This is a genomic window from Mycobacterium sp. 3519A (assembly GCF_900240945.1).
GTDB lineage: Bacteria > Actinomycetota > Actinomycetes > Mycobacteriales > Mycobacteriaceae > Mycobacterium.
On record NZ_OESG01000013.1, the window covers coordinates 113,743 to 135,935 of the forward strand.

A 22,193-nucleotide genomic window follows, 5' to 3' on the forward strand; every position below is an offset into this window, starting at 1 on the left:
TGTACCATTGTTTAGCGGCCGGTCATCTGACGAAGGGAGCCTGCCTGATGGTGACAGCGGACCTGCGATGGGATCCGTTTGACCGTGCTCTCCACCGAGAGCCCTATGCGGTGTGGAGGCGGTTACGTGACGAGGCTCCGGTCTACTACAACGAGGAGTACGACTTCTACGCGCTGAGCAGGTTCGACGATGTCATGACGGCGTCACTGGACACCGAGACCTTCTCGTCCGAGCATGGCGTGACATTGGACATGATCACCTCGGAGCGCCTGGAGTCGAAGGCGATGATCATGATGGATCCGCCGGATCACACTGCTCTGCGAAAAATGGTGAACCGCAGCTTCTTCCGCAGCACCGTCGCCGAGCTGGAGGACCGGGTCAGGCAATTGTGCCGAAACTATCTCGAAAAATTCGATGGTGCAGACGGATTCGACTACGTCCGTGATTTCTCGATGAAGCTTCCCGTCATGGTCATCAGCTCTCTCCTCGGCTTTCCTGAGGAAGATCACGACAATTTGAGGGAATGGTCCGATCTGCAGATTCACCGCGACGAGGGTGCACCTGAGCTGAATGATGCCGGCAAGCAGGCCGCGGAGAAGCTCTTCGCCTACTACTTCGACCAGATCCGTCAGCGACGCGAGAATCCGAAGGACGACATCGTCAGCCATCTGATGGCGTCTGATCTGGTCCAACCAGGTAAGCAAAGTCGTCGACTCGACGACGGTGAGGTCATGCTCTTCATCGCGTTGATCAACGTCGCAGGCAACGAGACGGTGGCGAGACTGCTCGGCTGGGCGGCCCTGACGTTGGCGCGAAACCCGGGCGAGCGGGCCAAACTCGTCGCCGAGCCGAGTCTTGTCGGAAACGCCGTCGAGGAGTTACTGCGCTACGACGCACCGTCGCCGGTGCAGGGTCGTTACTCACTTCGAGAGGCGGCCTATCACGACGTCGTCATCCCAGCGGGGTCGCGCATCGCGCTGCTCACCGGGTCGGCGGGCCGAGACGAGCGTCAGTATGCCAACGCCGACATGTTCGACGTCAATCGAACCGGCATCCGCCACATCAGCTTTGGGCACGGATCCCACTTCTGTCTCGGGGCTGCATTGGCCCGCCTCGAGGCTCGCGTGGCGCTGGAAGAGACATTGGCCAGATTTCCCGAATGGGATGTCGACGAGGACGCGGTGCACTTCGTTCACACCAATTCGGTGCGCGGACCGTCCAGCGTCCCGATCAGCCTGTGACCACCTCCGGCTTGACAGCGCGCACCGAGGGCAGTGTGCGATGGCTGATACTCGACCGTCCCGACGTCGGGAACTCAGTAACGCGGGCGATGCAGCGCGACATCATCGAGAACCTGAACCGGGCGTCTGCTGATGTTGACATCCGCGCGGTCGTGCTAACCGCTGCCGGCGACAAACACTTCTGTACCGGACCGAACTTGCGTGACCCCGAGATGCGCCCGAGTCAGGATCGGGTGGCCGGTGACGCCGCCCGGATCCTGCGCAACGGATCACAGGCGGTGGTCACGGCGCTGTTGGATTGTGAAAAGCCGGTGATCTGCGCTCTCAACGGCGCGGCTGCCGGCGTCGGCGCCAGCATGGTGTTGGCGTGCGACCTCATCGTCGCAGCCGAAAGTGCAAGACTGATCGAGCTTTTCGTTCGGCGTGGGCTCGCGCCAGACGGGGGAGCGGCGTACCTGCTCGCCCGCAAGGTGCCATTCAACATCGCCAAACAACTCCTGTTCTTCGGTGCGGAGTTGTCCGCTCAGGACGCGCATCGAATCGGTCTCGTGAACAAGGTCGTCCCCGACGCCGACCTGCACGCGGAGGTAACCGCGTGGGCTCAGCGCCTCGCGAACGGCGCCACCCGCGGGATTGCCGCTGCCAAGGCCATGCTGAACCAAGCGCTGGATGTTGACCGGGCCGCGGCGTTCCATGCCGAGGCTCTGCTTGTCGAGCAGGTGGCGGGGACCGACGACGTCGCTGAAGGCGTCGCGGCGTTCATGGAGAAGCGCGAACCACAGTTTCGGGGACGATAGAGGCGGCGCAACAACTGATGCGAATCATGGCTTCCGGCGCGGGGACGATCTTGCGTCCCTTCGTCACCGCCGTCCATCTGAATACGAGCTCAGCGATCAAGACGCGTCTGCGCGGATACGGCGCCTGGGCGGGTGCGGTCAACACTGACTACGACCCGCTGGATCGGGCAACGGCCGCCCAACCGTTCACGGCCTACCGTGCCCTGCACCGCGGTGGTCGGGTGCACTACAACCCGAAGCGGTCGACGTGGATACTCCACCGTCACGAGGATGTGCGCGACGCATTGCGCCACACCGACGCCGTCACCAGCACACAGGGGGTGACGCGGTTCAAGCTTTCCGCACCGGTGCTCGTGTTGTCCGATGACGAAGAACATGCGCGACTGCGTAAGCAGGTGCAACCCGGCTTCAGCAAGGGGGCGATGACCAGCTGGCAGGTCATGACCGACAAGCTGGCCGCCGAACTGGTCACCGACGTGCTGGTCAACCCGGGGTGTGATGTCGTACAGAAGCTGACCATCCCGATGCCGATGCGGATGATCGCGCACATCTTGGGCATCCCCGACGCCGACGTTGCACAGTTCCGGCATTGGTCGGAGGCCGGAATGCACATCGTCGATTTCGAGCCGACGCGACAAGGAATCGTCCGCTCGGCCAAGGCGATTGCATCGGTTGTCGCTTTGCAGCGGTACCTGATGCGCCAGTTTGCCGCAGGCGGGCTCAAGGGCTCCGACGGTGTGCTCGGTAGGCTGCTCGCACACAACGACGACGGTTCTCTGACCGACGGCCAGCTGTTCCTGATCACCATGCTCTTGTTGATCGCGGGGAACGAGACGACGACGAACCTGCTCGGCGGCATGTTCGACACGCTTGCGCGCAACCCGGAGCAATATCAGCTGATCCGGTCCAACCCCGACCTCATTCCGATGGCGGTCGAGGAGCAGTTGCGATTTTCGACGCCAATCCAGAATCTGTACCGGTATACCCGGGACGACTACCGGGTCGGTGACGTGACCATTCCCGCGGGATCGCGGATACTGCTCTCGTTCGGGGCGGCCAATCGAGACCCCTTGGTATTCGAGAATCCCGACGAGTACCGGGCAGACCGAAATCCGCGCAGCCACATCGCATTCGGATACGGCGCGCATATGTGCATCGGTGCGCCGTTGGCTCGGATGGAGGCGCAAGCAGTACTGCGCGAACTCGTCACCAAGGCATCAGCCATCGCGCCTGCCGGCGAAACGACGTGGTCGACCAATAGCTCGCTGCGCGGGCCTACCTCCTTGCCGGTCTACCTCACGCCGGCCTGACCGGCGCGCCGCGCGCGAATAGTGTTGGTTGCCAAGTAGATCGGGTACGCGACCGACAAGGTGGCGGTCAGTCTGTGTGTGGTGGGACTCAGCAGCGTAAGGCCGATTGCCGTCTCGATCGCGCCGTTGCAGTAGACATGTGTGCGGGTGTGATTCGTGAAACCCAGCCTTCTGTTGAGCGGCTCGAACTTTCGCGGCCAAATGAAGTGAGCCAATCCGCCCGCCGCGACATTGAGCCCGAGGATGATCTGAGTTTTCGATCCGGCGGTCACTGCTGCACCTCGCCCTCGAGCACGCCGTCGCGCAGTTGCGCGCGAAGCCGGACCTTCTGGACCTTCCCGGATGCGGTACGGGGAAATTCTTTGACGACCCTTACCGATTCGGGCCACTTCTGTCTGGCCAGCCCGGCCTCCGCCAGATGGTTGCGGACCTGGTCGAGATCGGGTCGTCCGGCTCCGTCGGCAAGGCGGATAAGGGCTATGCCGCGCTCCCCGAATCGTTCGTCGGGTTCGGGGACGACCGCAACTTCAGTGACGCCGGAAAGACCGAGAAGCAGTTCCTCGACTTCTCGCGCCGATATGTTCTCACCACCTCGGATGATGATGTCGGACATCCTGTCAGTGATCGTGAGAAAGCCGTCTGAGTCGAGGACTCCCACATCCCCGGTTCGATACCATCCGTCGCTGTCGAAAGCCTCGTCGGTGAGAGCGGCGTCGGTGTAGCCGAGACACAGGTCCGGGCCGCGGCTCAAAATCTGGCCCTCCTGGTCGAGCCGAATCTCGACACCCGCCAGGGGATGGCCATCGGTGGTGATCCGCTTCGCTTCGTCCTCGCCGAAAGCGCACCCGGTGATTGTCGGATGTTCGGTGCTTCCGTAACAGCGAGTCACCTTGATCCCCAGTCCGGACAGGCGGCGGGTGAATCGCGTGGGAACCGCGGAGCCGCCAAGCCCGGCAGACGGGACGTACCGCAGATGCGCGCTGGTGAAATCGGGGTGGTCGAGCAGGCTGGTGAAGAAGTACGGCGCGCCGCCGGAGAGCCCGACCTGCTCGCCGAGCATCAACCTCAGCACTTCAGCCGCGTTCCATTCGTCGATCAAGTGGATTGGCACGCCGCGGATGAGCGGCCCCAGCAGCGCACCGAGCATTCCCATGAAGTGTCCGACGGGGGCACCGACAAGAGGGGGTGGCCCGCCGGCCGGGGAGATCGCCGCGTTCTGGCGCGCCTCGAATCCGATGGTGCGATGCGAATGCACCACACCTTTGGGGCTCTGGGTGGTGCCGGAGGTGAACGCGATGACCGCGGGCTGGTCAGGATTTACCGATACGGGTCGATCGAGCGGCTCTGCGGTGGGCAGAGCCGATTCGCCTTCGCCTACCAGCACCCACGGAATGTCGCCGACGACCTCGACCAGACTGTGGTCGTAGTCGATGCGTGCGAAGCGGTTTGGTGTGACGACAAGCGCGGGCGCAACATCTCGAAGGATGTGGCTGAGTTCCTTCGGCCCGTAAAAGTGCACGACCGGCACGATGACCGCTCCCGCAAACGCGGTGCCCCAAAAGGTGACTGCGGCTTCGACCCAGTTGGGAAGTTGCATGACAATGACATCTCCCGGTCCGATGCCTCGTTGATGCAGCCACCCCGCGAACTGGCGCGCGGCTGAGGCGACCTCGCCGATCGTGCCGCGCCAGGCGCGATCGGAGGAATGCACGACGAACGGGAGATGGACGACGTCGATCAGCGACTCGTGGATAAGCGTTCCAAGGCTGCGCGAGTCCCACCAACCTTGCGCGACGTAGCGGGCGGTCAACTCGGCGGGCACTTCACGCAGAGAATCCAAGCTCAATGCACCTCGGCAGCTAACCGGCGAGGTCGGTTAGTGCATGCAGCCGTCACGCCTAAACAATAGAACATAATGTGTACTCTTGTTGGAGTTGTCCAGTCATCCGACGGGAGATGGGCGTGAGCATGTTCGATGCTTTCTCGTACCGTGACAAACGTGTCCTCGTCGTCGGCGGCGCGACGGGAATGGGTGCGGCCGCTGCGCAACTGGCACTGGATGCCGGCGCCGAAGTGGTCGTGATGGACTACGCATCCATTGAGATCGACGGCGTCGGCACCATTCAGATGAATCTCGCCGAGGCGGCTAGCATCGAAGCCGCGGTCGATGCATGTGGCGGCCCGGTTCATGCCGTGTTCGCCTGCGCAGGCGTCGCCGACGGCCCGGGAATCGAGCGAATCAACTTCATCGGGCACCGCCACCTCATCGACCGGATGCGCAACCGTGCCATGCTGCCGCCAGGAAGCGCCATCGGGTTCATCTCATCGGCCGCAGGATTGGCATGGAGATCGAACTACGCTCAGCTCAACGAGTTTCTTGACATAAGGGATTTCGATAGCGCGACCAAATGGGTTCACGACCACGGTTGTGCGCACTACATGTGGACCAAACAAGTGGTCTGCGCTTACGTCGCCCGCGAGGCGATGAGTCTTCTCGAAGAAGGCATCCGAATCAACGCGATCTGTCCCGGGCCCACGGACACCCCACTCGCACAAGCGAATGCGGAGCTGTGGCTGGAATTCGGCGCTGACTACCGCCATAAAGTGGGCATCAAGGCCGCAACACCGATGGAACAGGCCTACCCGCTGCTGTATCTCTGCAGCGACGCCGCCGCTGTCGTCAACGGCATCACGATGGTGACCGATTCCGGATATCTGAGCGCGGGCATCACCGGCGCATTTCCGGCCGGTGCGGACATGGCCGCCATGCTCTTGGACGGGTAGCCGACAATGAGTGATCTGTCAGGACGCGTCGCACTCATCACAGGCGCCAGTGGCGGTATCGGGCGTGTACTCGCGCGCCGATATGCGCGCTGCGGTGCCAGGGTTGCACTTGCCGCCCGTCGACCGGCCGAGTTGAATACGACGGCCGCGGTGATCGCCGAAGAGGGCGGCGAGGCCATGGCTGTGGTGGCGGATATCCGCGAAGAAGGCCAGTGCCGCGACGTCGTCAACGCGACGGTATCGCGCTGGGGGCGGCTCGATATCCTCATCAACAATGCCGCCGTGCCGGGTGCTGACGAAGCTGTTGCGGACGCGACTGTAGCCAACTGGACGGACGTGCTGGCGACCAACCTGGTTGCGCCGATGGTGCTGTCGCGAGAGGCATTGCGACAGGCCATGATTCCCGCGGGCACGGGCAACATACAGTTCCTGTCCTCCGCCGCGGCACGCGAGGTGCAGCCACGCAAAGCGCACTATGCTGCGGCCAAGATCGGCCTGTCCGCGCTGGGGCAGACCCTCGCGCTCGAAGTCGGCCCCTGCGGGATCCGCGTCAACACCTTGGTCATCGGCAGCGTCGCGGGTGAACTGTTCGACAACTATGTCGGCAGGCGGGCCCGCGAGGAGGGGGTGAGTCCGGCCGACGTGCGGCGCAGGCTCGTCGGGCGCAACAAGCTGGGCCGGTTGGTCCAGCCTGATGAAGTCGCCGAGCTCTCGATTTGGCTGGCCTCCGATGCTTCCTCGGCGATCACCGGGCAGGACATCAACGTCACGGGAGGTTGACCGGATGACTGAATCAGACACTGTCGCGGTGCTACTCGCCCGCGACGACATTCGCCAGCTTCCCTATCTGTACGCCGCCGCCATCGAATCTCGAAACGTAGATGCGATGGCCGACCTGTATGCACCCCAGGCTCGGTTCGGTGAGTACGGCGACGGGCCCGATGGGCTACGCAGGCTGATGACACAGAGCCTTGATGGCAGCGTATTCGCGGTGATCCTGGTCGCCAACCACATGATCGAAATCCAGGACGCCGTCCGGGCGCGCGGACAAGTGTGGGCACATTGCTTCGCTCAGACCCGGGCTGAGGGATTCGTCGAACAACTCATCAAGTACGAGGACGCTTACATAAAGCACGAAGATCGCTGGCTGTTCCTGCACCGCAGGCATCGATTGTGGTACGGCCAGGCTCGCAATCCGTCACCACTCGAACAAGACCCTGCCGGCTGGCCCGCCCGCCAGGTGGGCATCGGCGATCTGCCGCTATCGGATCCTGCCTTCGCTGCGTGGTGGGAACGACGTCCATGACCGCGACAACACGATGTCTCGCAAGCGGTCTAGCGTTCCCCGAGGGGCCGGTCGCTGCTACCGATGGTTCGGTTCTCGTGTCGGAAATGGCCGCCGGTCGCATCACGCGTGTCTGTGCCGACGGCACAACGGAAGTGTTCGCCGAGACAGGGGGAGGACCGAACGGCGCCGCCCGCCTGCCCGACGGCCGCTTGATCGTGTGCCAGAACGGCGGATCGCGATTCGGAATCGGGCCGTGGCCCTATGAGTTCGACGGTTGCGCGATGCTGTTTCGACCCGTCGCTCCACCAGAGCATCCGGTCACCCCGCAGATACAAATCGTTGACACGGCTGGCAGTGCATCGACTTTGACGACCGAGTTCACTTCGCGGAGCGGAAAGCGGCTTCCGCTGGTGCGGCCGAGTGACATTTGCGTCGACGCCCATGGCGGGTTCTATACCACTGACGGGGGGACCACCCGTGGACGCAACCGAGCGATGACCGGCCTGCTGTACGGGACCGTGGACGGCGAATTGACCGAGATCGTGTACCCACTCGAAATGCCCAATGGCACAGCACTTTCGCCCGACGAAAGCAAGCTCTATGTTGCCGAGACCCGAACACGTCGAATATGGGAATTCGAGCTCGGCGGACCGGGCCTCGTCCGGGGGGCCCGCGGATTCGCGACGGTTCCCAGCGGCGGACCACTCAACGTGGGCGGCGCCGACGGCTTGTGCGTGGACCCCGAGGGCTGGGTCCTGGTCGCTACGCTGGGGCTAGGTGGCGTCACCGTATTCGCTCCGGACGGCAAGCTGCTCGGGATGATTTCGGCTGATGACCCGATGACGACCAACATGACGTTGAGCCCCGACGGTGAAACGCTTTACATCACCCTGGCCTCGTCGGGCAGGCTGGTGACGGTCAACGACTGGCGATCAGCTATCGAAAGGCGTTGACCGTCTATTCCTTGTTCGCCATCTGTTCGGCGAGGTTGTTGACGAAGGCGCCGTAGCCGACGCCGCCGTGGTCGGCCATCACAGCGTCGTAGTCGTAATCCGACGGCTGCCCGTTGTTGGGTCGCCAACCGGAGTCGGCGGTGCACGACTTGAAGCCCTCCTCGGGGAAGGCGTACCAGCGCCGGGTATTCAGCTCTACGATTTTGGCGGCGTCTTCATCTGGGACGTCAGCCAGCATCTCCTCAGCCCGGGCCCGACTCTTTGGCCAGAACGAATCCGAGTGTGGGTAGTCACACTCCCAGGTGATGTTGTCGATACCGATCTGGTCACGCAGTGCCACGCCGACCTCATCCTCGATGAAGCAGCCCGAGATGTTGCGGCGGAACAACTCCGACGGTGCGACGGTCGGGTGAATGTTCTGGTAGTACTTGTGCTTTCGCCACACGTAATCCGCACGCTCGACGAGGTAGGGCAGCCAGCCGATGCCGCCCTCAGAGAACGCGACCTTCAGATTCGGGTGTTTGTGGAACACCGGTGAGAAGACCAGTTCGACTGCCGCGGCCATCGACGTGGTGCCCATCAGCGTGACCATGACGGCAAACGGCGCCTCGGCCGCGGTCGAGGGCGGCATTCCGCCGGAACCGAAGTGCATCACCGCAGTCAGGTTCGTCTCCTCCAGAGCCGAGAAGACAGGATCCCAGTGCGGCATGTGGAAGCTGGGGAGGCCGAGATTCATGGGATTGTCGGGCAACCCGATCGCACGCGCACCCTTGGCGGCCACGCGCTCGATTTCAGCGACCATGAGGTCGACGTCCCACAGCGGGGTGATCGCCATCGGGATGAACCGGGCCGGATCTGTGGCGCACCATTCGTCGATCGAGAAATCGTTCCAGGCCCGTACCGAGAGCAACGCGAGTTCCTTGTCCTGGCCCTCCAGGAACACTGTGCCGCAGAACCGCGGAAACGACGGGAAACACAACATCGCGTGAACACCGTCGACGTCCATGTCGGTCAGTCGCGCCTTGGGGTCGTAGCAGCCAGGAATCATGTCGGAATAGCGCACCGGGTCTACACCGAACTCCTCAGGGGATTTTCCCGCGACCGCGTTGAGGCCGATGTTGGGGTACGCCCGGCCCTCGTAAACCCACTGCTGGACGGGCTCCGCGCCGTCACGGGGGAACTCCACGATCCGTGGACCCGCCTGCAGGAATTTCTTCGGTAGGCGGTCAGACCACACGTGCGGTGGCTCGATGAGATGGTCGTCAACAGACAACAGCTTCATCGACGGTTGCAGCGGCATTGCTCTATCCCCAGTTCTTCCGACTGTTACCCTGATGGAACAAATATACAAATTCTGCTCAGTTGACTATACCGCCGTTGCGGGTTCGTTCTCAACTGAGGTGCAGGCGCTGGCGAAGGAGATACTCGATGGATCCGAAGGACCGCATTCCGCACGACGACTGGGCTGACCAGGACCTATTGACCAAGAGTGAAGCTGCTGAACGGCTGGCGGCTGAAATCGAGGACGTCCAGACCAAGTTGGCGGCGGGCGCAGGGGACGAAATCATGGAACGACGCCTTGGTGCCCTGCGGGAATCACTGGCCCGGATCACGTCTGCCGACTGAACAGCGGCGCTATTTGCGTGGCAGGCCAAGCACCCGCTGCGCGATGATGTTGCGCTGAATCTGGGCGGTACCGCCATAGATTCCGGCGGCACGTGACCAGACGTAGATATCCCATTCGAGCCCTTCAGCGAGCAGCGGCTCGCTCCCGCGCACGTCCATCATGGTGTGGCCGAAAATCTGGTCAGCGCGCGTCATCAGCAGCTTGTCGACCGACCCTTCAGGGCCCGGGAGGTGGCCGTGCTGGCGGTCGCTCAGCGATCGTTGCACCTTGACCTGCAGTGCACGCAATTCGACGTATGCCCGGCCCAGCCGGGCGCGTGTGGCCGGAGTGTTCTGGAGACGGCCGACGCGAACGTCCTTCTCGAGATCCCGAAGTTGCCGGGAGAGCCGGCTGATCCAGTTGATGTCGCTGGGCCCTCGCTCGTAAGCAAGCAACTGGTTGGCGATCGACCAGCCCTGGCCCCGTTCGCCAAGCAGATTTTCGGCGGGGACCTCGACGTCGTCGAACGTCACTTCGGCGAACTCGCGGTTGCGGGCGGCGTTGACAATCGGGCGAACGTCGATACCGGGCGAGGACATCGGGACCAGCAAGACCGAGATACCGGCGTGTTTGGGAGCATCAAACTCGGTGCGGCACAGGAGGAAACACCAGTCAGCCACCGCGGCGAAACTCGTCCAGATCTTACGGCCGGTGACACGGAAGAACTGCTTGCCGTCCGCCTCCGTGTATTCTGCCCGGGTTTTCAGTCCGGCCAGATCCGAGCCCGCTTCGGGCTCGCTGAAACCCTGGCACCATCGCACGGCCCCTGACAGCAAGCCGGGCAACAACTCAGCGCGTTGCTGATCGGATCCGAAGATTCTCAGCGCGTTGCTGAGATGACCTACCCCTTCGATCGGTGAAGCGCCGGCGCGGCCCAATTCGTCGTTGAGGATCGCCTCATAGATCGGCGGCAGCCCGTGACCCCCGTACTCGGTTGGGAAGGACAGCCCGATGTATCCGGCCTTGTATAACGTTTGGTGCCAAGCATTCTGGGCGTCGGCGCGCGCTGCCGGATCTTCGGGGATCGCGGCCTGCGCCGCGTGCTTGCGCAACCACTGTCGCAACTGGTGGCGGAACTCGCTCTCTTGTGGTGAGTCATTGAAGTCCATCGGCCTACCCAATTTCCTCATCGGCGAGTCGAAGCTGCGCGATGGCGTCGTACTGAACTGACTCATCTCCGAACAGTTGCCGGTCGAGCAGCATCCTGCGTACCCGGAAATGCGCGATGTGTTCCCAGGTGATGGCGATGCCGCCGAAAACCTGAACCGCGGCTTCGACGACCTCGCGACCCGCATCGGCGGCGTATGCCTTCGCCGTCATGGCCGCCAAGCGAGCCTCATCCGGGGGTAGGTGGTCGATCGCCCACGCGGCATGCCAAAGGCAGCTCCTGGCGCCTTCGACGCGGACCAGCGCGTCGGCGAGCAGGTGTTGGACCGCTTGGAATGATCCGATTTTCACGCCGAACTGCGCGCGCTCGCCGGCGTAGCGCACCGATTCGTCGAGTGCACCCTGCATGACACCCATCAGGTCGGCCGCGATCGCCGTCAGCGCCAGCGACTCGACGCGTTGCCACCGCTCCGTGTCGATCGAGTCTCCGACGGCCATCGCCGACCCGTTTTGATCGGGCCGGATCCTCAGCAGTGTGCGGGTCAGGTCGAGGCCGTCGCCGCCACGGTCCTCGAGCGGCACGCAGACCACCCGTCTCACACCGTCGGTCTCTCCCACCAGCAGAGCGTGGGTGGCACCCTGCGCGTCGAATCCGATTCCGCCGCCGGCCGGGCTCCCGAAACCTCGCAAGTCACCTGTGAGGACCGGGGCGACCCGGAGAGTCCCCTCGGCAATCAGCTCGAGCTCTTTCTCGGCGCCGGCCGCCTCCAGCAGTTCGGTGGCAAGTACCGCCTGCCCGACCACCGGGACCGCGCACAATGCACGTGCAAGCTGCTCGATGACGACGACGGTCTCCATGCCACTGGTGTCCATGCCGCACAGCGCCGGGGAGCGCAATGTCGGCACGCCCAGTTCGACGACCTGAAGCCACTGCTCTTCGGAGGTGGAACCGGCTTCGATGTTGCCCGGTCCGGTGGTTCCCAAGCGTGCGGCAAGCCCAGATGCGGTGTCCTGTAGCAGCTTCTGCTCGTCGGTCAGGCCAATGTCCATTGGGCAACTATCGATCCTGCAACAGTGTCAGCGCGATTTTCGGGCACATCGCCACCGCTTCGCGAACCGCGTCCTGCCGATTGGTCGGAATTTCACCGACTTTCACAACTGCCAGATCGTCGGCGCCGAGTTCGAAGACATCGGGGGCGATGCCCACGCAGACAGCGTTGGATTCGCATAGGTCGCGGTCGACTTCGACGTGCATCCGGGTCCTCTTTCCGTGGCTGTCGACGATCTGTCATCATCTTGAATGATAGAACGAATAATGTTCAACTGTTCAATCTAGGAGGCTCGGGCTGTGACGCGGTTGAGTAATCGAAATGCCCTGGTGACCGGCGGTGGACAGGGACTGGGGCGGGCGATCGCGCGCCGACTGGCCGAAGAGGGTGCCCGCGTCACGGTGGTCGATCTGAACGAGGAGAAGGGCCGCGAATGCGTCGAGCTGATCGGTAAGGACGGCGGCGCTGCCGCCTACGTCAAGGCCAACGTCGCTAAGCGTGCGGACATCGAGTCGGCAGTCACCGCTGCGGCTGTCGACGGGCGACTACAGGTGCTCGTCAATGCTGCCCAGTACTTCGCAATGCCCAAGGCGCTGGAGCTCGTCACTGACAAGGATTGGGAGCTGTCGGAAGCCACTGGGCCAAAAGCTACCTTCCGCTTCATGCAGACCGCGCATCCGTTCCTCAAGGCAAGCGGTAACGCGTCGGTTGTCAACTTCGTGTCCGGTTCTGCGCTGGCCGGGATCGGCTACACCGCACCGTATTCCGCGGCAAAGGGTGCGATTGCAGCGCTGACGAAGGTGGCCGCCAATGAATGGGCTGGACACGGTATCCGGGTCAATGCGGTCTGCCCGTTCGCGTTGACCGACGTGCAGCGCGACATGATCGGTACCGAATGGGACAACTACACCAGGACCGCGGCCGCGTCACCGTTCAAGCGCGGTGCTGACCCGGACCGGGAAATCGCACCTGCGGTCGCATTTCTGGCCAGCGACGACGCCGCATTCGTCACCGGCACGGTGCTGCACATCGATGGGGGCATGACCGAGTTGTCCACGGTCGACTACTCACAGTCGCCCGGCGTCTTCACATAGATCACGCAAGGGTCATCTCCACGCTCGTGTAACCACGCACGGTTGCGGTCAAGACACGCTCGCGAGCACCGATCGTGTAGTTGGGGAATTTCTTTGCGATGTATTCGAAGACGAGCTGAGCCTCCCGACGCGCCAGCCACTGCCCGAGGCAGATGTGAATGCCCCAACCGAAATAGACGTCGGTGCCACGCGATCGGTTGATGACGAAGCGATCCGGTTCGTCGTATCGACGTTCGTCACGGTTTGCACTGCCGAGCAGGAGCAGCACCCAGTCTCCGGGCTCCATCACCACGCCGTGTTTCTCAACCCGCCGGGTGAGAGTGCGGGCGACCCAATGGCTCGGTGTGTCATACCGCAGTGCCTCGTTGACAGCGGCGGGAATCAACGTGTGGTCGCCCAGAATTCGCTGCCACTGGTCTGGATGCTCATGCAGCGCAACAAGTCCGTTTGAGATCAGCTTCTGCGTGGTTTCGGATCCGGCCGCCGACAGCAGGTTGGCGAACATCAGCACCTCGTGCGGGGAAAGGGCCCGCTCGCCGGTTTCGGGATCGTCGAACGTGGACCTGAGCACGATGCTGATCAGGTCGTCACCAGGCTCGCTGCGCCGCGCCTCGATGAGGTCACCGATATAGGCACTGATCTTCCGATTGGCTTCGATCGCACTCGGTGGCATCGCGACCTCGCCCTCGTGGCGGGTCAGAAAAGCTTCCCACCAGACCCGCAGCTGCTCGCGGTCGGCGTGCGGGACTCCCAGTAGATCCCCGATCACATCGGTGGGCACCGAGAACGCGAAGGCTTCCATCGCGTCCACAGTCGTGCCCGATCGCAGTCGATCCAAGTGGTGATCGACCACAGACTGCAATGCACTCTCCATCGCCGCGACCGCCTTCGGGGTGAAGAAGCCTTTCAACACCCCGCGGATGCGGTCGTGGCGCGGCGGATCCATGGAAATGACCGAGTATTTGCGGCCGTCATTGTCCGGATTCTCAGGGGCGGGGCCCAGTTTGGAGGAATACGTCTGCCAATCGCGCAACGCGCCCGACACGTCGTCGAAGCGCGACAGCACCCACCATCGGTTATCCGGATCTCGATAGACCGGTGCTTCATCGCGCAGCCGGCGATACACCGGATACGGGTCGTCGAAGACCGCCCTCGAGAACGGCGAATACATCAACTCGCTGGTCGCGGGCATGGAAAGACTCTACCATCAGCCTGAACAATGAGACGGATTGTGCCTAGTTGCTCAGCCTCTCGATCAGCTCGAGAAGATTGCCGTCCGGATCGGTGAGCATGAGTCCCCTGTTTCCGCCGGGAAAGGTGACTGTGCGTTCGGCGAGCAATGCGCCACCCTCGGCGACGACTGTGGACGCGAGCAGGTCGGGGTCGTCGACTCGAAAAGACAGGTGGGTGAAACCGGTGGCATTCATGGGGCGCGGCGTGGGTGCTTCGTGCCGGCCCGGCGCACGATAGCCGAGAAGTTCCAGGCGGACGCCATCTCGTTCCAGGTAGACAAGATCGAGGACCAGACCAGGGACGTCGAGGAGCTGTTCGGTGGCAGGGTCATCCACCGTCATCCTGCCGACTTCTGTGAATCCGAGTGCACGGCAATAGAAGTCGGTGGATCTTTCGATGTCCCGCACACAGAGCCCGATGTGCGTGAGCCGGTGACCGTCGCTCATGGACGCTCGACGAGTGACTCGAGTGTCGCGTTGTGTTCGCCGAGCATCGGCGGCCGCGTCGGGGGGTGCGTTGGAGTCTCGCTGAACAGATATGGCGTGCCCGGGTAGGTGATGGTCCTTCCGAGTTCCGGATGATGGACCGGCACCTGAAAGCCGCGCGCCACTGTGTGCTCGTCGTCGAAAGCTGCGTTCGGCGGGAGCACCGCCCCTGCGGGAAAGCCGCGGCGCTGGCTGGTGAGGAAGAATTCTTTGGCAGGCAATGTCGACGCGATGAGCCGGATCGCATCGCGGGCGGCACTGAGAATCGCCGTCGTTTCGTCGTCCTCGCCGATCAACGCGATCTCCACCGGGGTGTCGCGTTCTGCGGCAAGCTCGAGGAAGACTGCTTCGGGCAACTGCTCGGCGAGATTCAGTTCGCGCAGCCAGTCCAGCAATCGACCGAAGTCCTCGGGTTTGCGCGGCAACACGCCCGTCGTCGCGAAAAGGCCGTCGGCACAGCGCACCTGGACCGGTGCACTGGGCGCGGAGTGCGCATGACGTCCGGTCTGGCGGAAGCAGACACCCTGAACCGTCAGCCAGTGGTAGGTGGTCTGCTCGCAGGTGACATTGCAGGCAGCGGACACGCTGATGTCGACGAGCTGACCCCGTCCCGTCTGGTCACGATGCGCTAGTGCTACGAGCGTGCCTACCGCACAATACATTCCGGCTATGTTGGCGGCCTGGTCACCCGCGCCGCGGATAGGAGGAAGCGAGTGGTCGTCATAGCCGCAGTTCCACACCGGCCCGCTGCCCGCCAGCATGGTCAGGTCGGTGACCGGTTGATCTGCCCGGGCGCTGTGCAGGCCGAACGGGGTGACCGAGACCCAGATCAAGCCATCGTGACCAACCCGGCTCTGGTCGTAGCCGATTGTGCCCTCGCTGAGTCGGTCGCCCGGGGCGATCACGATGTCGGCCGTGCCGATCAGCCGTCGTACTGACTCGACGCCTCCAGGAGTGTCGAGATCGGCGGTGACGCCACGCTTTCCGGCATTGCCGCCCCACCACCGCAGGCTGCGGTCGGCACCTGGCACGTCGTCGACAAACGGCGGGCGGGAACGGTGCGGTGAACCGTCAGGTGGCTCGACCACGGTGACGTCGGCGCCGAGTTCGGCGAGCACCCGTCCGCCGATCGGTGTGTACTGACCCGTCAACTCCACGATGCGAAGATCGGCTAGCGCACTCAGATCACACCTCGATCCGCCCAGGCCGCCAACTCGTCGTCGCTGTGGCCGAGCAGGTCCGAGAACACCTCGCGGTTGTGCTGGCCGAGAACCGGCGCCGCCGCCCGGATCTGCCATGGCGTTTCCGAGAACCGCATCGGGATTCCCTCGACCCGAACCGTTCCCATCTCGGGGTGGTCGACTGTGGGAAAAAGCCCCATGGCCGCCAGGTCAGGATCGCCGTCGATCCGTTCGGCCGGGCTCTTGACTACGCTGGCGGGCACTCCGGCCGCGGTCAGGTCGTCGGCGAGCGTGCCTGCGATGCGGTTGGCGGTCACCGCGCCGATCAGTTTGTCGAGCTCGTCGCTGACGCGCAGACGCTGCTCGACCGTGCTGAATCGATCGGATGTCAGAGCTGGTTCCCCGAGAACCCCTGCAAGCAGGCCAAATTCCCGGTCGTCGCGGCAAGCGATGGCAATCCAGCGGTCGTCGCCCACGCACGGATAGATGCCGTGCGGCGCCATCTCGTCGAAGTCGGCGCGGTTGCCGTGAGCGGTTGTCGCCCGCCCATTGACCGTCCAGTCGAGCACTTCTGTCGGCAGCATGCCGATGCCTGCCGGGACGGTTGCGAGATCGACGTGCTGACCGATGCCAGTGCGCCTGTGGTGGTGGACGGCGGCGAGGATCGCGATCGCCATGTAGAAGGCCGAACCGTGGTCCATGTAGGAGAAGCCCCATCCGGAGGGTTCGTCATCGGGTAGGCCCGCGGTATACGTCAATCCACTGACGGCCTGCACGATAGGCCCCCACGTCTTGAAGTCCTTGTAGGGACCGGTGTGGCCGAAGCCGCAGTTGGAGACGTAGATGATGTCGGGTTTGATACGGCGGAGGTCGTCGTAGCCGAAGCCGCGGTGCTCCATGACCCCTGCGGCGAAGTTCTCACACACCACGTCACTGACGGCGATGAGCTCGCGCAGCAGCTCCTTGCCCTCGTCCGTGCGCAGGTTGATGGTCACACCGTATTTGCCGACGTTGTGGTTGTTGAATCCGCCACCCAGATTCACTCCGCGGCGATCGTCGACGTAGGGGCCGACTCCGCGGAGCGCGTCCCAGAGCCCTTGCGTGGCCGGATCCTCGACGCGGATCACCTCGGCGCCGAAAGCGGCCAGGATTTTGGTGGCTCCGGCACCTGCCAGCTGGCCACTCAAATCGCACACCCTTAGGTGGGAGAGCGCGTCGGTCACGACTGTCTACGATAGCAAATAAACATCTGGTGTTCTATTGTTCAATCCATGGCTGCGATCACATCGACTGGACCCATGGCCGGCGTTCGTGTGCTCGAGGTGGCCCAGTGGACGTTCGTCCCTGCCGCGGGTGCGGTGCTCGCCGACTGGGGCGCCGACGTCATCAAAATCGAACACCCGCAGACAGGGGATTCTCAACGCGGACTCAAGCAACTCGGTCATATCAAGGTCGAGGGCAGGCGCAATCCCGTGATGGAGCACGCCAACCGCGGCAAACGCTCAGTGGCGCTTGATATCTCCACGCCGGATGGACACGAGCTGTTGATGGACATCGCTCGCACCAGCGATGTGTTCCTGACCAACTTGCTACCGGATGCGCGTAAAAAGCTCAAGATCGACGTCGAGGACCTCAGGACGATCAACCCCGACATCGTTTACGCGAGGGGCAGCGCCTATGGGCCGCTCGGGCAAGACGCAGGCGCCGGCGGTTACGACATGACCGGCTTCTGGAGTAGAGCGGGGGGAGCGACGGGCTCGACGCCCAGCGACCTCGAGGGGGTGGTCCCTCAGCCGGGACCGGCTTACGGAGATTCGATTGGCGGCATGACAATCGCGGGTGGCATCGCGGCAGCGTTGTTCGAGCGGCAGCGCACCGGACACGCTCGCATAGTCGACATCTCGCTTCTGGGCGTCGGCGTGTGGGCGTCAGGGGTAGCTGTCAACGCCGCGCTGGTCAGCGGAGAGCCATGGATCACCAATCCGGCCGGCGCCAACGTGACGCCGAACAATCCCTTGGTGGGTTTTTATCGCACAAGCGACAATCGTTACCTCGGATTGTCGATGCTGCAGGGCTTTCGGTACTTCGCCGAGTTCTGTAAGCGCGTCGGAGTTCCGGAGTTGGGCACCGACGAGCGGTTCAACAGCCACGAAGCACTGACCCGCAATGCGGCAGAGGCGATTACGGTACTCCGAGAGGCCATTGGTGCGCATTCGTTGGAGCACTGGCGGAAAGCGCTGGAGGGCTTCGGCGGTCAGTGGGCGCCGGTGCAGAACACCGCGGAGGTGGCCGTTGATCCGCAGGTGCGTGCCAACGGCAACATCGTTTCCGTCGACGACGGCCGGGAGTCCTTCGAGCTGGTGGCGAGCCCCGTGATGTTCGACGAGACCGCATTGAACCTCCGCGCGATGCCTGAGTTCGCCGCAGACACAGAGCAGGTGATCCTCGAACTGGGTGGCGACTGGGATCGCATCATGGCGCTGAAGGAGAGCGGCGCCATCGCGTGAGTGCTCGCCTGATCAGGCCTGCATCAGCGCCACCACGCATGAGCCGCCACCCCCGACTGCTTGCGCGAGGCCGACCCGCGGATCGGCGACCTGACGTGAATCTGCTTCTCCACGAAGCTGACTGACAATCTCGGCGGTTTGCGCCAGTCCGGTGGCTCCGATCGGATGGCCACGCGCTATGCACCCGCCGTCGGTGTTGGTGGGCAGTGAGCCGTCTGATGCGAGCCCACCCGACTCGGCCAACTTCACGACACCTGCCGAGTCTGTCAGCCCCATCGCGATCAGGGCGGTGATCTCCTCGCTGGCGCACATATCGTGAAGGGACACCACCCCGACGTCGCCGGGTGCGACGCCGGCGGCGGCGAACGCCCGCTTGGCGGTCAGCGTGATCTGAGACGGCGGGCCGACAACCGGTCCGACGAGAGGCCAGGACGGGTCCGACGGCCAACTGGTCTGCTCGATGGACAGCAGAGACACCGATCGCGGCACGGCATCGGCAGAAACCACCACCGCCGCACCGCCGTCGACCGACGCGTGGCACATCATCTTGGTCAGTGGGTCTGCCACCATTCGTGCACCCAGCACATCGTCGGCCGTCACCTGGTCCGGATTGCGTCGGGCGGCCAGCGGATTGAGCCGGGCTTGGTTGTACGACTTGGCTGCGACCGCAGCGATGACCTCTGGCCCGCATTTCGTGTCGTGCAGCCAGCGCGCCGCCTCGATGGCGTAGTGCACCTGGGGCGGGAAGCGATCCCAGAAGCCGACGGCCGCGGGCACGACCCCGCCGGGTTCCAACGCCGTCGTCTTCTCGTACCCGATCGCCAGTGCGGTGCGGCAGCGCCCGGACGCTACGGCCCAGATGGCGTGCCGCAATGCGACCATCCCGCCGGCCGACGCGCTTTCGGTAGCTGTCACCGGGATTCCGGTGCGGCCCAGCCGATGTGCCACCGCCAAACCTGTTTGTGGACCGGCCAGTGCCGACGAGGTGAACACTTCGCCGACGGCTTCGTAGTCGATGCCGGCATCCGCCACCGCCTTTTCAGCAGCGACCACGCCCAGATCGGCCAAGGGGGTGCCGCTGTGCCTTCCGAACTCGGTGACCCCGATACCGGCGATACGAACGCCCGTCATGACGGGTCCGCCACGAACACTGCGACCGCCGCGTCTCCAAGACATTTCTCGACGAGGCGCCCGGTCGTTCCGGGTTCCGGGCGGGCGCCTTCGACGAGGACCTGCAGTCGGGTGTGCCCGCAGTCGACCCAGGCGACACAGTAGCCGTCCTGTCCAAATTCAGGGTAGGGCGACTTCGACGGCACGAATGTCGATGACCACACGGTTGCCGTCGCTTCAGCTGCTGACATCGCTGACTGACATCCTCTCGAAAACGTCACGGTGCCGAAAATCTGTGCTGCCCAGGGCCGGCGGCGGTGACAGTGGAATGGGACCCTGGCCGGCGAATCGCCATGGCAGCCCGACCAATCGCGCCGTGCCGATCGCGGGATCGGGATGGGCGATTTCGGGGAAGAAATCGCGGGTCCTCAGGTGTTCATCGACGATGAGCTCGGCTGCGCTTCGGACGACGGCCGCCGACACTCCGGCCGACCGAAGTTCGGCTGCGACGTCTTCGCCAGTATGGTTGGCTACCGAGGCCGCGATGGTATCGGCGTCGCGATGCTGCGATTCCTCGAATTCGACTGCGACCCAGCGACTGTCGGCACTCGGGAAGATGCCGCGGTGCACTTTGGCGTCCGGTTGTGTCTGTGCAATCGAGGCTGCCGAGACGAATTCCGAGATGGTGAACGCGACCACTTCGGCCATCGATACGTCGACGACTGCGCCTGTGTCGCGCGCCGGCCCGAGTGCCCAGGCCGCGATGACGACCGCCGTGATCACCGACGACAGCGGGTCCGCCAACACTGTGCCAAGGCGGGCGGGGTCGCCGTCGGCACTCACGGTTGTGCCGGCCAGTCCGCCGTATGCCTGAACGTTGTTGGCGTACACCCGATATCCTGCTAGCGGGCCATCGGAGCCGAACCCGGATACCCGTACCGCCAGACGGCCTTGCCCCGCTAGCTCGTCAGGGTCGACCTTCAACCGTCCGAGGCGTGAGGACCCGACGTTTTCGATCACGACATCGGCCTCGCGAAGTATGTTGGCGACGTCATCGATCGCAGTCGAGGGGTCGATCAAGACGCTTCGCTTGGAGTGATTGGCCACCGCGAAGTACGCCCCGCGCTCGGCGCCGGCGATTCCCTCTGCGAACGGGCCGGAGCGGCGGTAGATGTCGAGGCGGTCCGGATCCTCGACGCGCACCACAGTCGCACCCATACCGCCCAGCAATGCTCCGACGATCGGGCCGGCGAGTACATGCGTGAGCTCGGCGATGCGCAACCCACGCAGTCCTCCGCGACGCGGCAGGCCGGCGTGCCCTGGTCGACATCGCCACGGGGGCTCGAGCACGGCGATCTCGCGCTCGCCGAGGCGGGTGGACGTCAATGAGCCCCGGTGCGCGAACTGCGGTGAGTTCAGCAGTTCACCGGGTAGGTTGACCGGCGTCGACGGAACGCCGTGTGCCTGAAGCAGATCAGCGCAATCGGCCTTGTCCCGCAGGGCAGTCCACTCGGTCACCTTGGCGTTGATGAGTTCGGCATGCTCGATGCGGGCCGGACGTTCGTCGAGACCGTGTGCCCAGTCGGGATTGCCGAACGCAGTCAGGAGACCCTGCCATTGGTGGTTCTCGACGGCGGTGATGCGGACCAGGCCGTCGCGGCAACCGAACACACCCGAGGGCGCCAGGTATCGACCGCTGCCCGCGCGACCGGGGCACCGGTACATCGCGTGGGCGCATTCGGGCAGGGCGGCGGTGAAGATCACCGCTTCCTGGATGGACACATCCAGACGTACCGGACCCGAAACCTGGTTGCGACAGTCGAGGCCGTGCAACGCGGCCAACGCGGCCACGGCGCCCGCGGATTTCAACGCGACGTAGCCGGGTGCGGGCACCGGGTTGCCGTCGTCGTCCTCGATCGTCGCCAACAACCCGCCGCTGGCCTGGGCGACCAACTCTCCGCCCGGGCGTCCGCTGTGCGGTCCGTCCATACCGAAGGCGGACAGGGTGACAACCACGGTATCGGGGCTGACCGGCGGCGCGGCGGCGCCGTCGGCAATCACGATGTCGGCATCCCCGTGAAACCCGTTCTCGTCGTCGAGGATCCGCTTTTGACGGTCGAGGACGACGTCGACTGCGGAAATCTCACCTGATGAGCCGACCAACACCGGGCCGACACGAGGCGAACGTGGCCCGGGCAGCCTGGACACATCCGCACCGAGGCTCGCCAGGAGTGCGGCCGCCGCAGATCCCGCGATGCCGTCACCGAGCTGGAGCACGCGGACGCCCGACAGGAACGGGGTCGGGGCACGATCCTCGGTCACCGCACTGCGCTCCTGCATCCGGCCAACAGCGACAACGCTGTAGAACAATCGAACAACGGTCGTTTC

Annotated in this window: 22 protein-coding genes; 10 read left to right on the plus strand and 12 right to left on the minus strand. The window is 63.9% G+C overall.

All coding sequences use genetic code 11. The annotated features are described in order from the left end of the window. Nucleotides 1–47 precede the first annotated feature (47 nt). The 3 genes from C1A30_RS08430 to C1A30_RS08440 are packed head-to-tail and all read left to right on the plus strand — an operon-like array spanning nt 48 to nt 3,348. Nucleotides 48–1,241, plus strand: coding sequence for a cytochrome P450 (locus C1A30_RS08430; protein ID WP_101947832.1), 1,194 nt, complete (start codon nt 48–50; stop codon nt 1,239–1,241). Next, complete coding sequence (locus tag C1A30_RS08435; RefSeq protein ID WP_101947833.1) at nt 1,238–2,038, plus strand: enoyl-CoA hydratase/isomerase family protein; 801 nt, start codon at nt 1,238–1,240, stop codon at nt 2,036–2,038. The genes C1A30_RS08430 and C1A30_RS08435 overlap by 4 nt, the downstream gene beginning before the upstream one ends. A 26-nt stretch (nt 2,039–2,064) precedes the next feature. Continuing rightward, nucleotides 2,065–3,348, plus strand: coding sequence for a cytochrome P450 (locus tag C1A30_RS08440; protein WP_369974146.1), 1,284 nt, complete (start codon nt 2,065–2,067; stop codon nt 3,346–3,348). On the opposite strand, the gene C1A30_RS08445 is transcribed toward C1A30_RS08440, so the two are convergent. Further along, nucleotides 3,330–3,620, minus strand: coding sequence for a hypothetical protein (locus tag C1A30_RS08445; protein WP_101947835.1), 291 nt, complete (start codon nt 3,618–3,620; stop codon nt 3,330–3,332). The two genes, C1A30_RS08440 and C1A30_RS08445, sit on opposite strands and share 19 nt — an antisense overlap. Further along, entirely contained in the window at nt 3,617–5,188 is a 1,572-nt protein-coding gene (locus C1A30_RS08450) for an AMP-binding protein (RefSeq protein ID WP_101947836.1), read from the minus strand. Before C1A30_RS08450 ends, C1A30_RS08445 begins: the two co-directional genes overlap by 4 nt. Before the next feature lie 122 nt (nt 5,189–5,310). On the opposite strand from C1A30_RS08450, the gene C1A30_RS08455 reads away from it, so the two are divergent. From C1A30_RS08455 to C1A30_RS08470, 4 genes are read left to right on the plus strand one after another with little or no spacing between them, the layout of a single operon-like run. After that, nucleotides 5,311–6,132, plus strand: coding sequence for an SDR family oxidoreductase (locus C1A30_RS08455; RefSeq protein WP_101950060.1), 822 nt, complete (start codon nt 5,311–5,313; stop codon nt 6,130–6,132). A 6-nt stretch (nt 6,133–6,138) separates the two neighbouring features. Next, nucleotides 6,139–6,912 carry an SDR family NAD(P)-dependent oxidoreductase gene (locus C1A30_RS08460; RefSeq protein ID WP_101947837.1) on the plus strand — a complete coding sequence of 258 codons (774 nt, stop codon included), beginning with the start codon at nt 6,139–6,141 and terminating at the stop codon, nt 6,910–6,912. Nucleotides 6,913–6,916: 4 nt separating this feature from the next. Beyond that, complete coding sequence (locus C1A30_RS08465; RefSeq protein ID WP_101947838.1) at nt 6,917–7,438, plus strand: nuclear transport factor 2 family protein; 522 nt, start codon at nt 6,917–6,919, stop codon at nt 7,436–7,438. Next, entirely contained in the window at nt 7,435–8,373 is a 939-nt protein-coding gene (locus C1A30_RS08470; RefSeq protein WP_101947839.1) for an SMP-30/gluconolactonase/LRE family protein, read from the plus strand. Before C1A30_RS08465 ends, C1A30_RS08470 begins: the two co-directional genes overlap by 4 nt. A gap of 4 nt (nt 8,374–8,377) precedes the next feature. On the opposite strand, the gene C1A30_RS08475 is transcribed toward C1A30_RS08470, so the two are convergent. Then, on the minus strand, nt 8,378–9,673 hold the full coding sequence (locus C1A30_RS08475; protein WP_101947840.1) for an amidohydrolase family protein: 1,296 nt from the start codon (nt 9,671–9,673) through the stop codon (nt 8,378–8,380). Between the two features lie 128 nt (nt 9,674–9,801). Between C1A30_RS08475 and C1A30_RS08480 the strand changes: the two genes are divergently transcribed. Next, on the plus strand, nt 9,802–9,999 hold the full coding sequence (locus C1A30_RS08480; protein ID WP_101947841.1) for a hypothetical protein: 198 nt from the start codon (nt 9,802–9,804) through the stop codon (nt 9,997–9,999). 9 nt (nt 10,000–10,008) lie between these two features. Here C1A30_RS08480 and C1A30_RS08485 read toward each other — a convergent pair whose 3' ends face one another. The 3 genes from C1A30_RS08485 to C1A30_RS08495 are packed head-to-tail and all read right to left on the minus strand — an operon-like array spanning nt 10,009 to nt 12,401. After that, on the minus strand, nt 10,009–11,148 hold the full coding sequence (locus tag C1A30_RS08485) for an acyl-CoA dehydrogenase family protein (protein ID WP_101947842.1): 1,140 nt from the start codon (nt 11,146–11,148) through the stop codon (nt 10,009–10,011). Nucleotides 11,149–11,152: 4 nt separating this feature from the next. Continuing rightward, nucleotides 11,153–12,196: an acyl-CoA dehydrogenase family protein gene (locus C1A30_RS08490; protein WP_101947843.1), complete on the minus strand. Its 1,044-nt coding sequence runs from the start codon at nt 12,194–12,196 to the stop codon at nt 11,153–11,155. Nucleotides 12,197–12,203: 7 nt separating this feature from the next. Continuing rightward, the gene (locus C1A30_RS08495; RefSeq protein ID WP_101947844.1) at nt 12,204–12,401 is read right to left on the minus strand and encodes a ferredoxin; all 198 of its coding nucleotides are present in this window, start codon (nt 12,399–12,401) and stop codon (nt 12,204–12,206) included. 123 nt (nt 12,402–12,524) lie between these two features. On the opposite strand from C1A30_RS08495, the gene C1A30_RS08500 reads away from it, so the two are divergent. After that, on the plus strand, nt 12,525–13,289 hold the full coding sequence (locus C1A30_RS08500; protein ID WP_235009752.1) for an SDR family NAD(P)-dependent oxidoreductase: 765 nt from the start codon (nt 12,525–12,527) through the stop codon (nt 13,287–13,289). A 1-nt stretch (nt 13,290) separates the two neighbouring features. On the opposite strand, the gene C1A30_RS08505 is transcribed toward C1A30_RS08500, so the two are convergent. The 4 genes from C1A30_RS08505 to C1A30_RS08520 form a co-directional block, all read right to left on the minus strand. After that, nucleotides 13,291–14,415 (minus strand): cytochrome P450, encoded by a 1,125-nt coding sequence (locus C1A30_RS08505; protein ID WP_235009754.1) that lies wholly within the window; start codon nt 14,413–14,415, stop codon nt 13,291–13,293. A 109-nt stretch (nt 14,416–14,524) separates the two neighbouring features. Further along, complete coding sequence (locus C1A30_RS08510) at nt 14,525–14,968, minus strand: VOC family protein (protein WP_101947847.1); 444 nt, start codon at nt 14,966–14,968, stop codon at nt 14,525–14,527. After that, the gene (locus tag C1A30_RS08515; RefSeq protein WP_369974147.1) at nt 14,965–16,212 is read right to left on the minus strand and encodes a CoA transferase; all 1,248 of its coding nucleotides are present in this window, start codon (nt 16,210–16,212) and stop codon (nt 14,965–14,967) included. Before C1A30_RS08515 ends, C1A30_RS08510 begins: the two co-directional genes overlap by 4 nt. Beyond that, nucleotides 16,188–17,411: a CaiB/BaiF CoA-transferase family protein gene (locus tag C1A30_RS08520; RefSeq protein WP_235009758.1), complete on the minus strand. Its 1,224-nt coding sequence runs from the start codon at nt 17,409–17,411 to the stop codon at nt 16,188–16,190. Before C1A30_RS08520 ends, C1A30_RS08515 begins: the two co-directional genes overlap by 25 nt. 75 nt (nt 17,412–17,486) lie before the next feature. On the opposite strand from C1A30_RS08520, the gene C1A30_RS08525 reads away from it, so the two are divergent. Then, nucleotides 17,487–18,695 (plus strand): CaiB/BaiF CoA-transferase family protein, encoded by a 1,209-nt coding sequence (locus tag C1A30_RS08525; RefSeq protein ID WP_200828219.1) that lies wholly within the window; start codon nt 17,487–17,489, stop codon nt 18,693–18,695. A 12-nt stretch (nt 18,696–18,707) separates the two neighbouring features. Here C1A30_RS08525 and C1A30_RS08530 read toward each other — a convergent pair whose 3' ends face one another. Together C1A30_RS08530 and C1A30_RS08540 are read right to left on the minus strand one after the other, a co-directional pair. Beyond that, a complete protein-coding gene (locus C1A30_RS08530) occupies nt 18,708–19,826 on the minus strand; it encodes a thiolase family protein (RefSeq protein ID WP_101947850.1) in 1,119 nt (372 codons plus the stop codon). A 216-nt stretch (nt 19,827–20,042) separates the two neighbouring features. After that, a complete protein-coding gene (locus tag C1A30_RS08540) occupies nt 20,043–22,175 on the minus strand; it encodes a CoA transferase (protein WP_235009759.1) in 2,133 nt (710 codons plus the stop codon). Nucleotides 22,176–22,193: the final 18 nt, after the last annotated feature.

Excerpts from the sequence above, each read along its gene's own strand:
- C1A30_RS08430 (WP_101947832.1), top strand. The coding sequence starts at position 48 with ATGGTGACAGCGGACCTGCGATGGGATCCGTTTGACCGTGCTCTCCAC.
- C1A30_RS08465 (WP_101947838.1), top strand. The coding sequence starts at position 6,917 with ATGACTGAATCAGACACTGTCGCGGTGCTACTCGCCCGCGACGACATT.
- C1A30_RS08460 (WP_101947837.1), top strand. The coding sequence starts at position 6,139 with ATGAGTGATCTGTCAGGACGCGTCGCACTCATCACAGGCGCCAGTGGC.
- C1A30_RS08440 (WP_369974146.1), top strand. The coding sequence starts at position 2,065 with ATGGCTTCCGGCGCGGGGACGATCTTGCGTCCCTTCGTCACCGCCGTC.
- C1A30_RS08525 (WP_200828219.1), top strand. The coding sequence starts at position 17,487 with ATGGCCGGCGTTCGTGTGCTCGAGGTGGCCCAGTGGACGTTCGTCCCT.
- C1A30_RS08470 (WP_101947839.1), top strand. The coding sequence starts at position 7,435 with ATGACCGCGACAACACGATGTCTCGCAAGCGGTCTAGCGTTCCCCGAG.
- C1A30_RS08475 (WP_101947840.1), bottom strand. The coding sequence starts at position 9,673 with ATGCCGCTGCAACCGTCGATGAAGCTGTTGTCTGTTGACGACCATCTC.
- C1A30_RS08485 (WP_101947842.1), bottom strand. The coding sequence starts at position 11,148 with ATGGACTTCAATGACTCACCACAAGAGAGCGAGTTCCGCCACCAGTTG.
- C1A30_RS08530 (WP_101947850.1), bottom strand. The coding sequence starts at position 19,826 with ATGACGGGCGTTCGTATCGCCGGTATCGGGGTCACCGAGTTCGGAAGG.
- C1A30_RS08495 (WP_101947844.1), bottom strand. The coding sequence starts at position 12,401 with ATGCACGTCGAAGTCGACCGCGACCTATGCGAATCCAACGCTGTCTGC.
- C1A30_RS08510 (WP_101947847.1), bottom strand. The coding sequence starts at position 14,968 with ATGAGCGACGGTCACCGGCTCACGCACATCGGGCTCTGTGTGCGGGAC.
- C1A30_RS08480 (WP_101947841.1), top strand. The coding sequence starts at position 9,802 with ATGGATCCGAAGGACCGCATTCCGCACGACGACTGGGCTGACCAGGAC.
- C1A30_RS08490 (WP_101947843.1), bottom strand. The coding sequence starts at position 12,196 with ATGGACATTGGCCTGACCGACGAGCAGAAGCTGCTACAGGACACCGCA.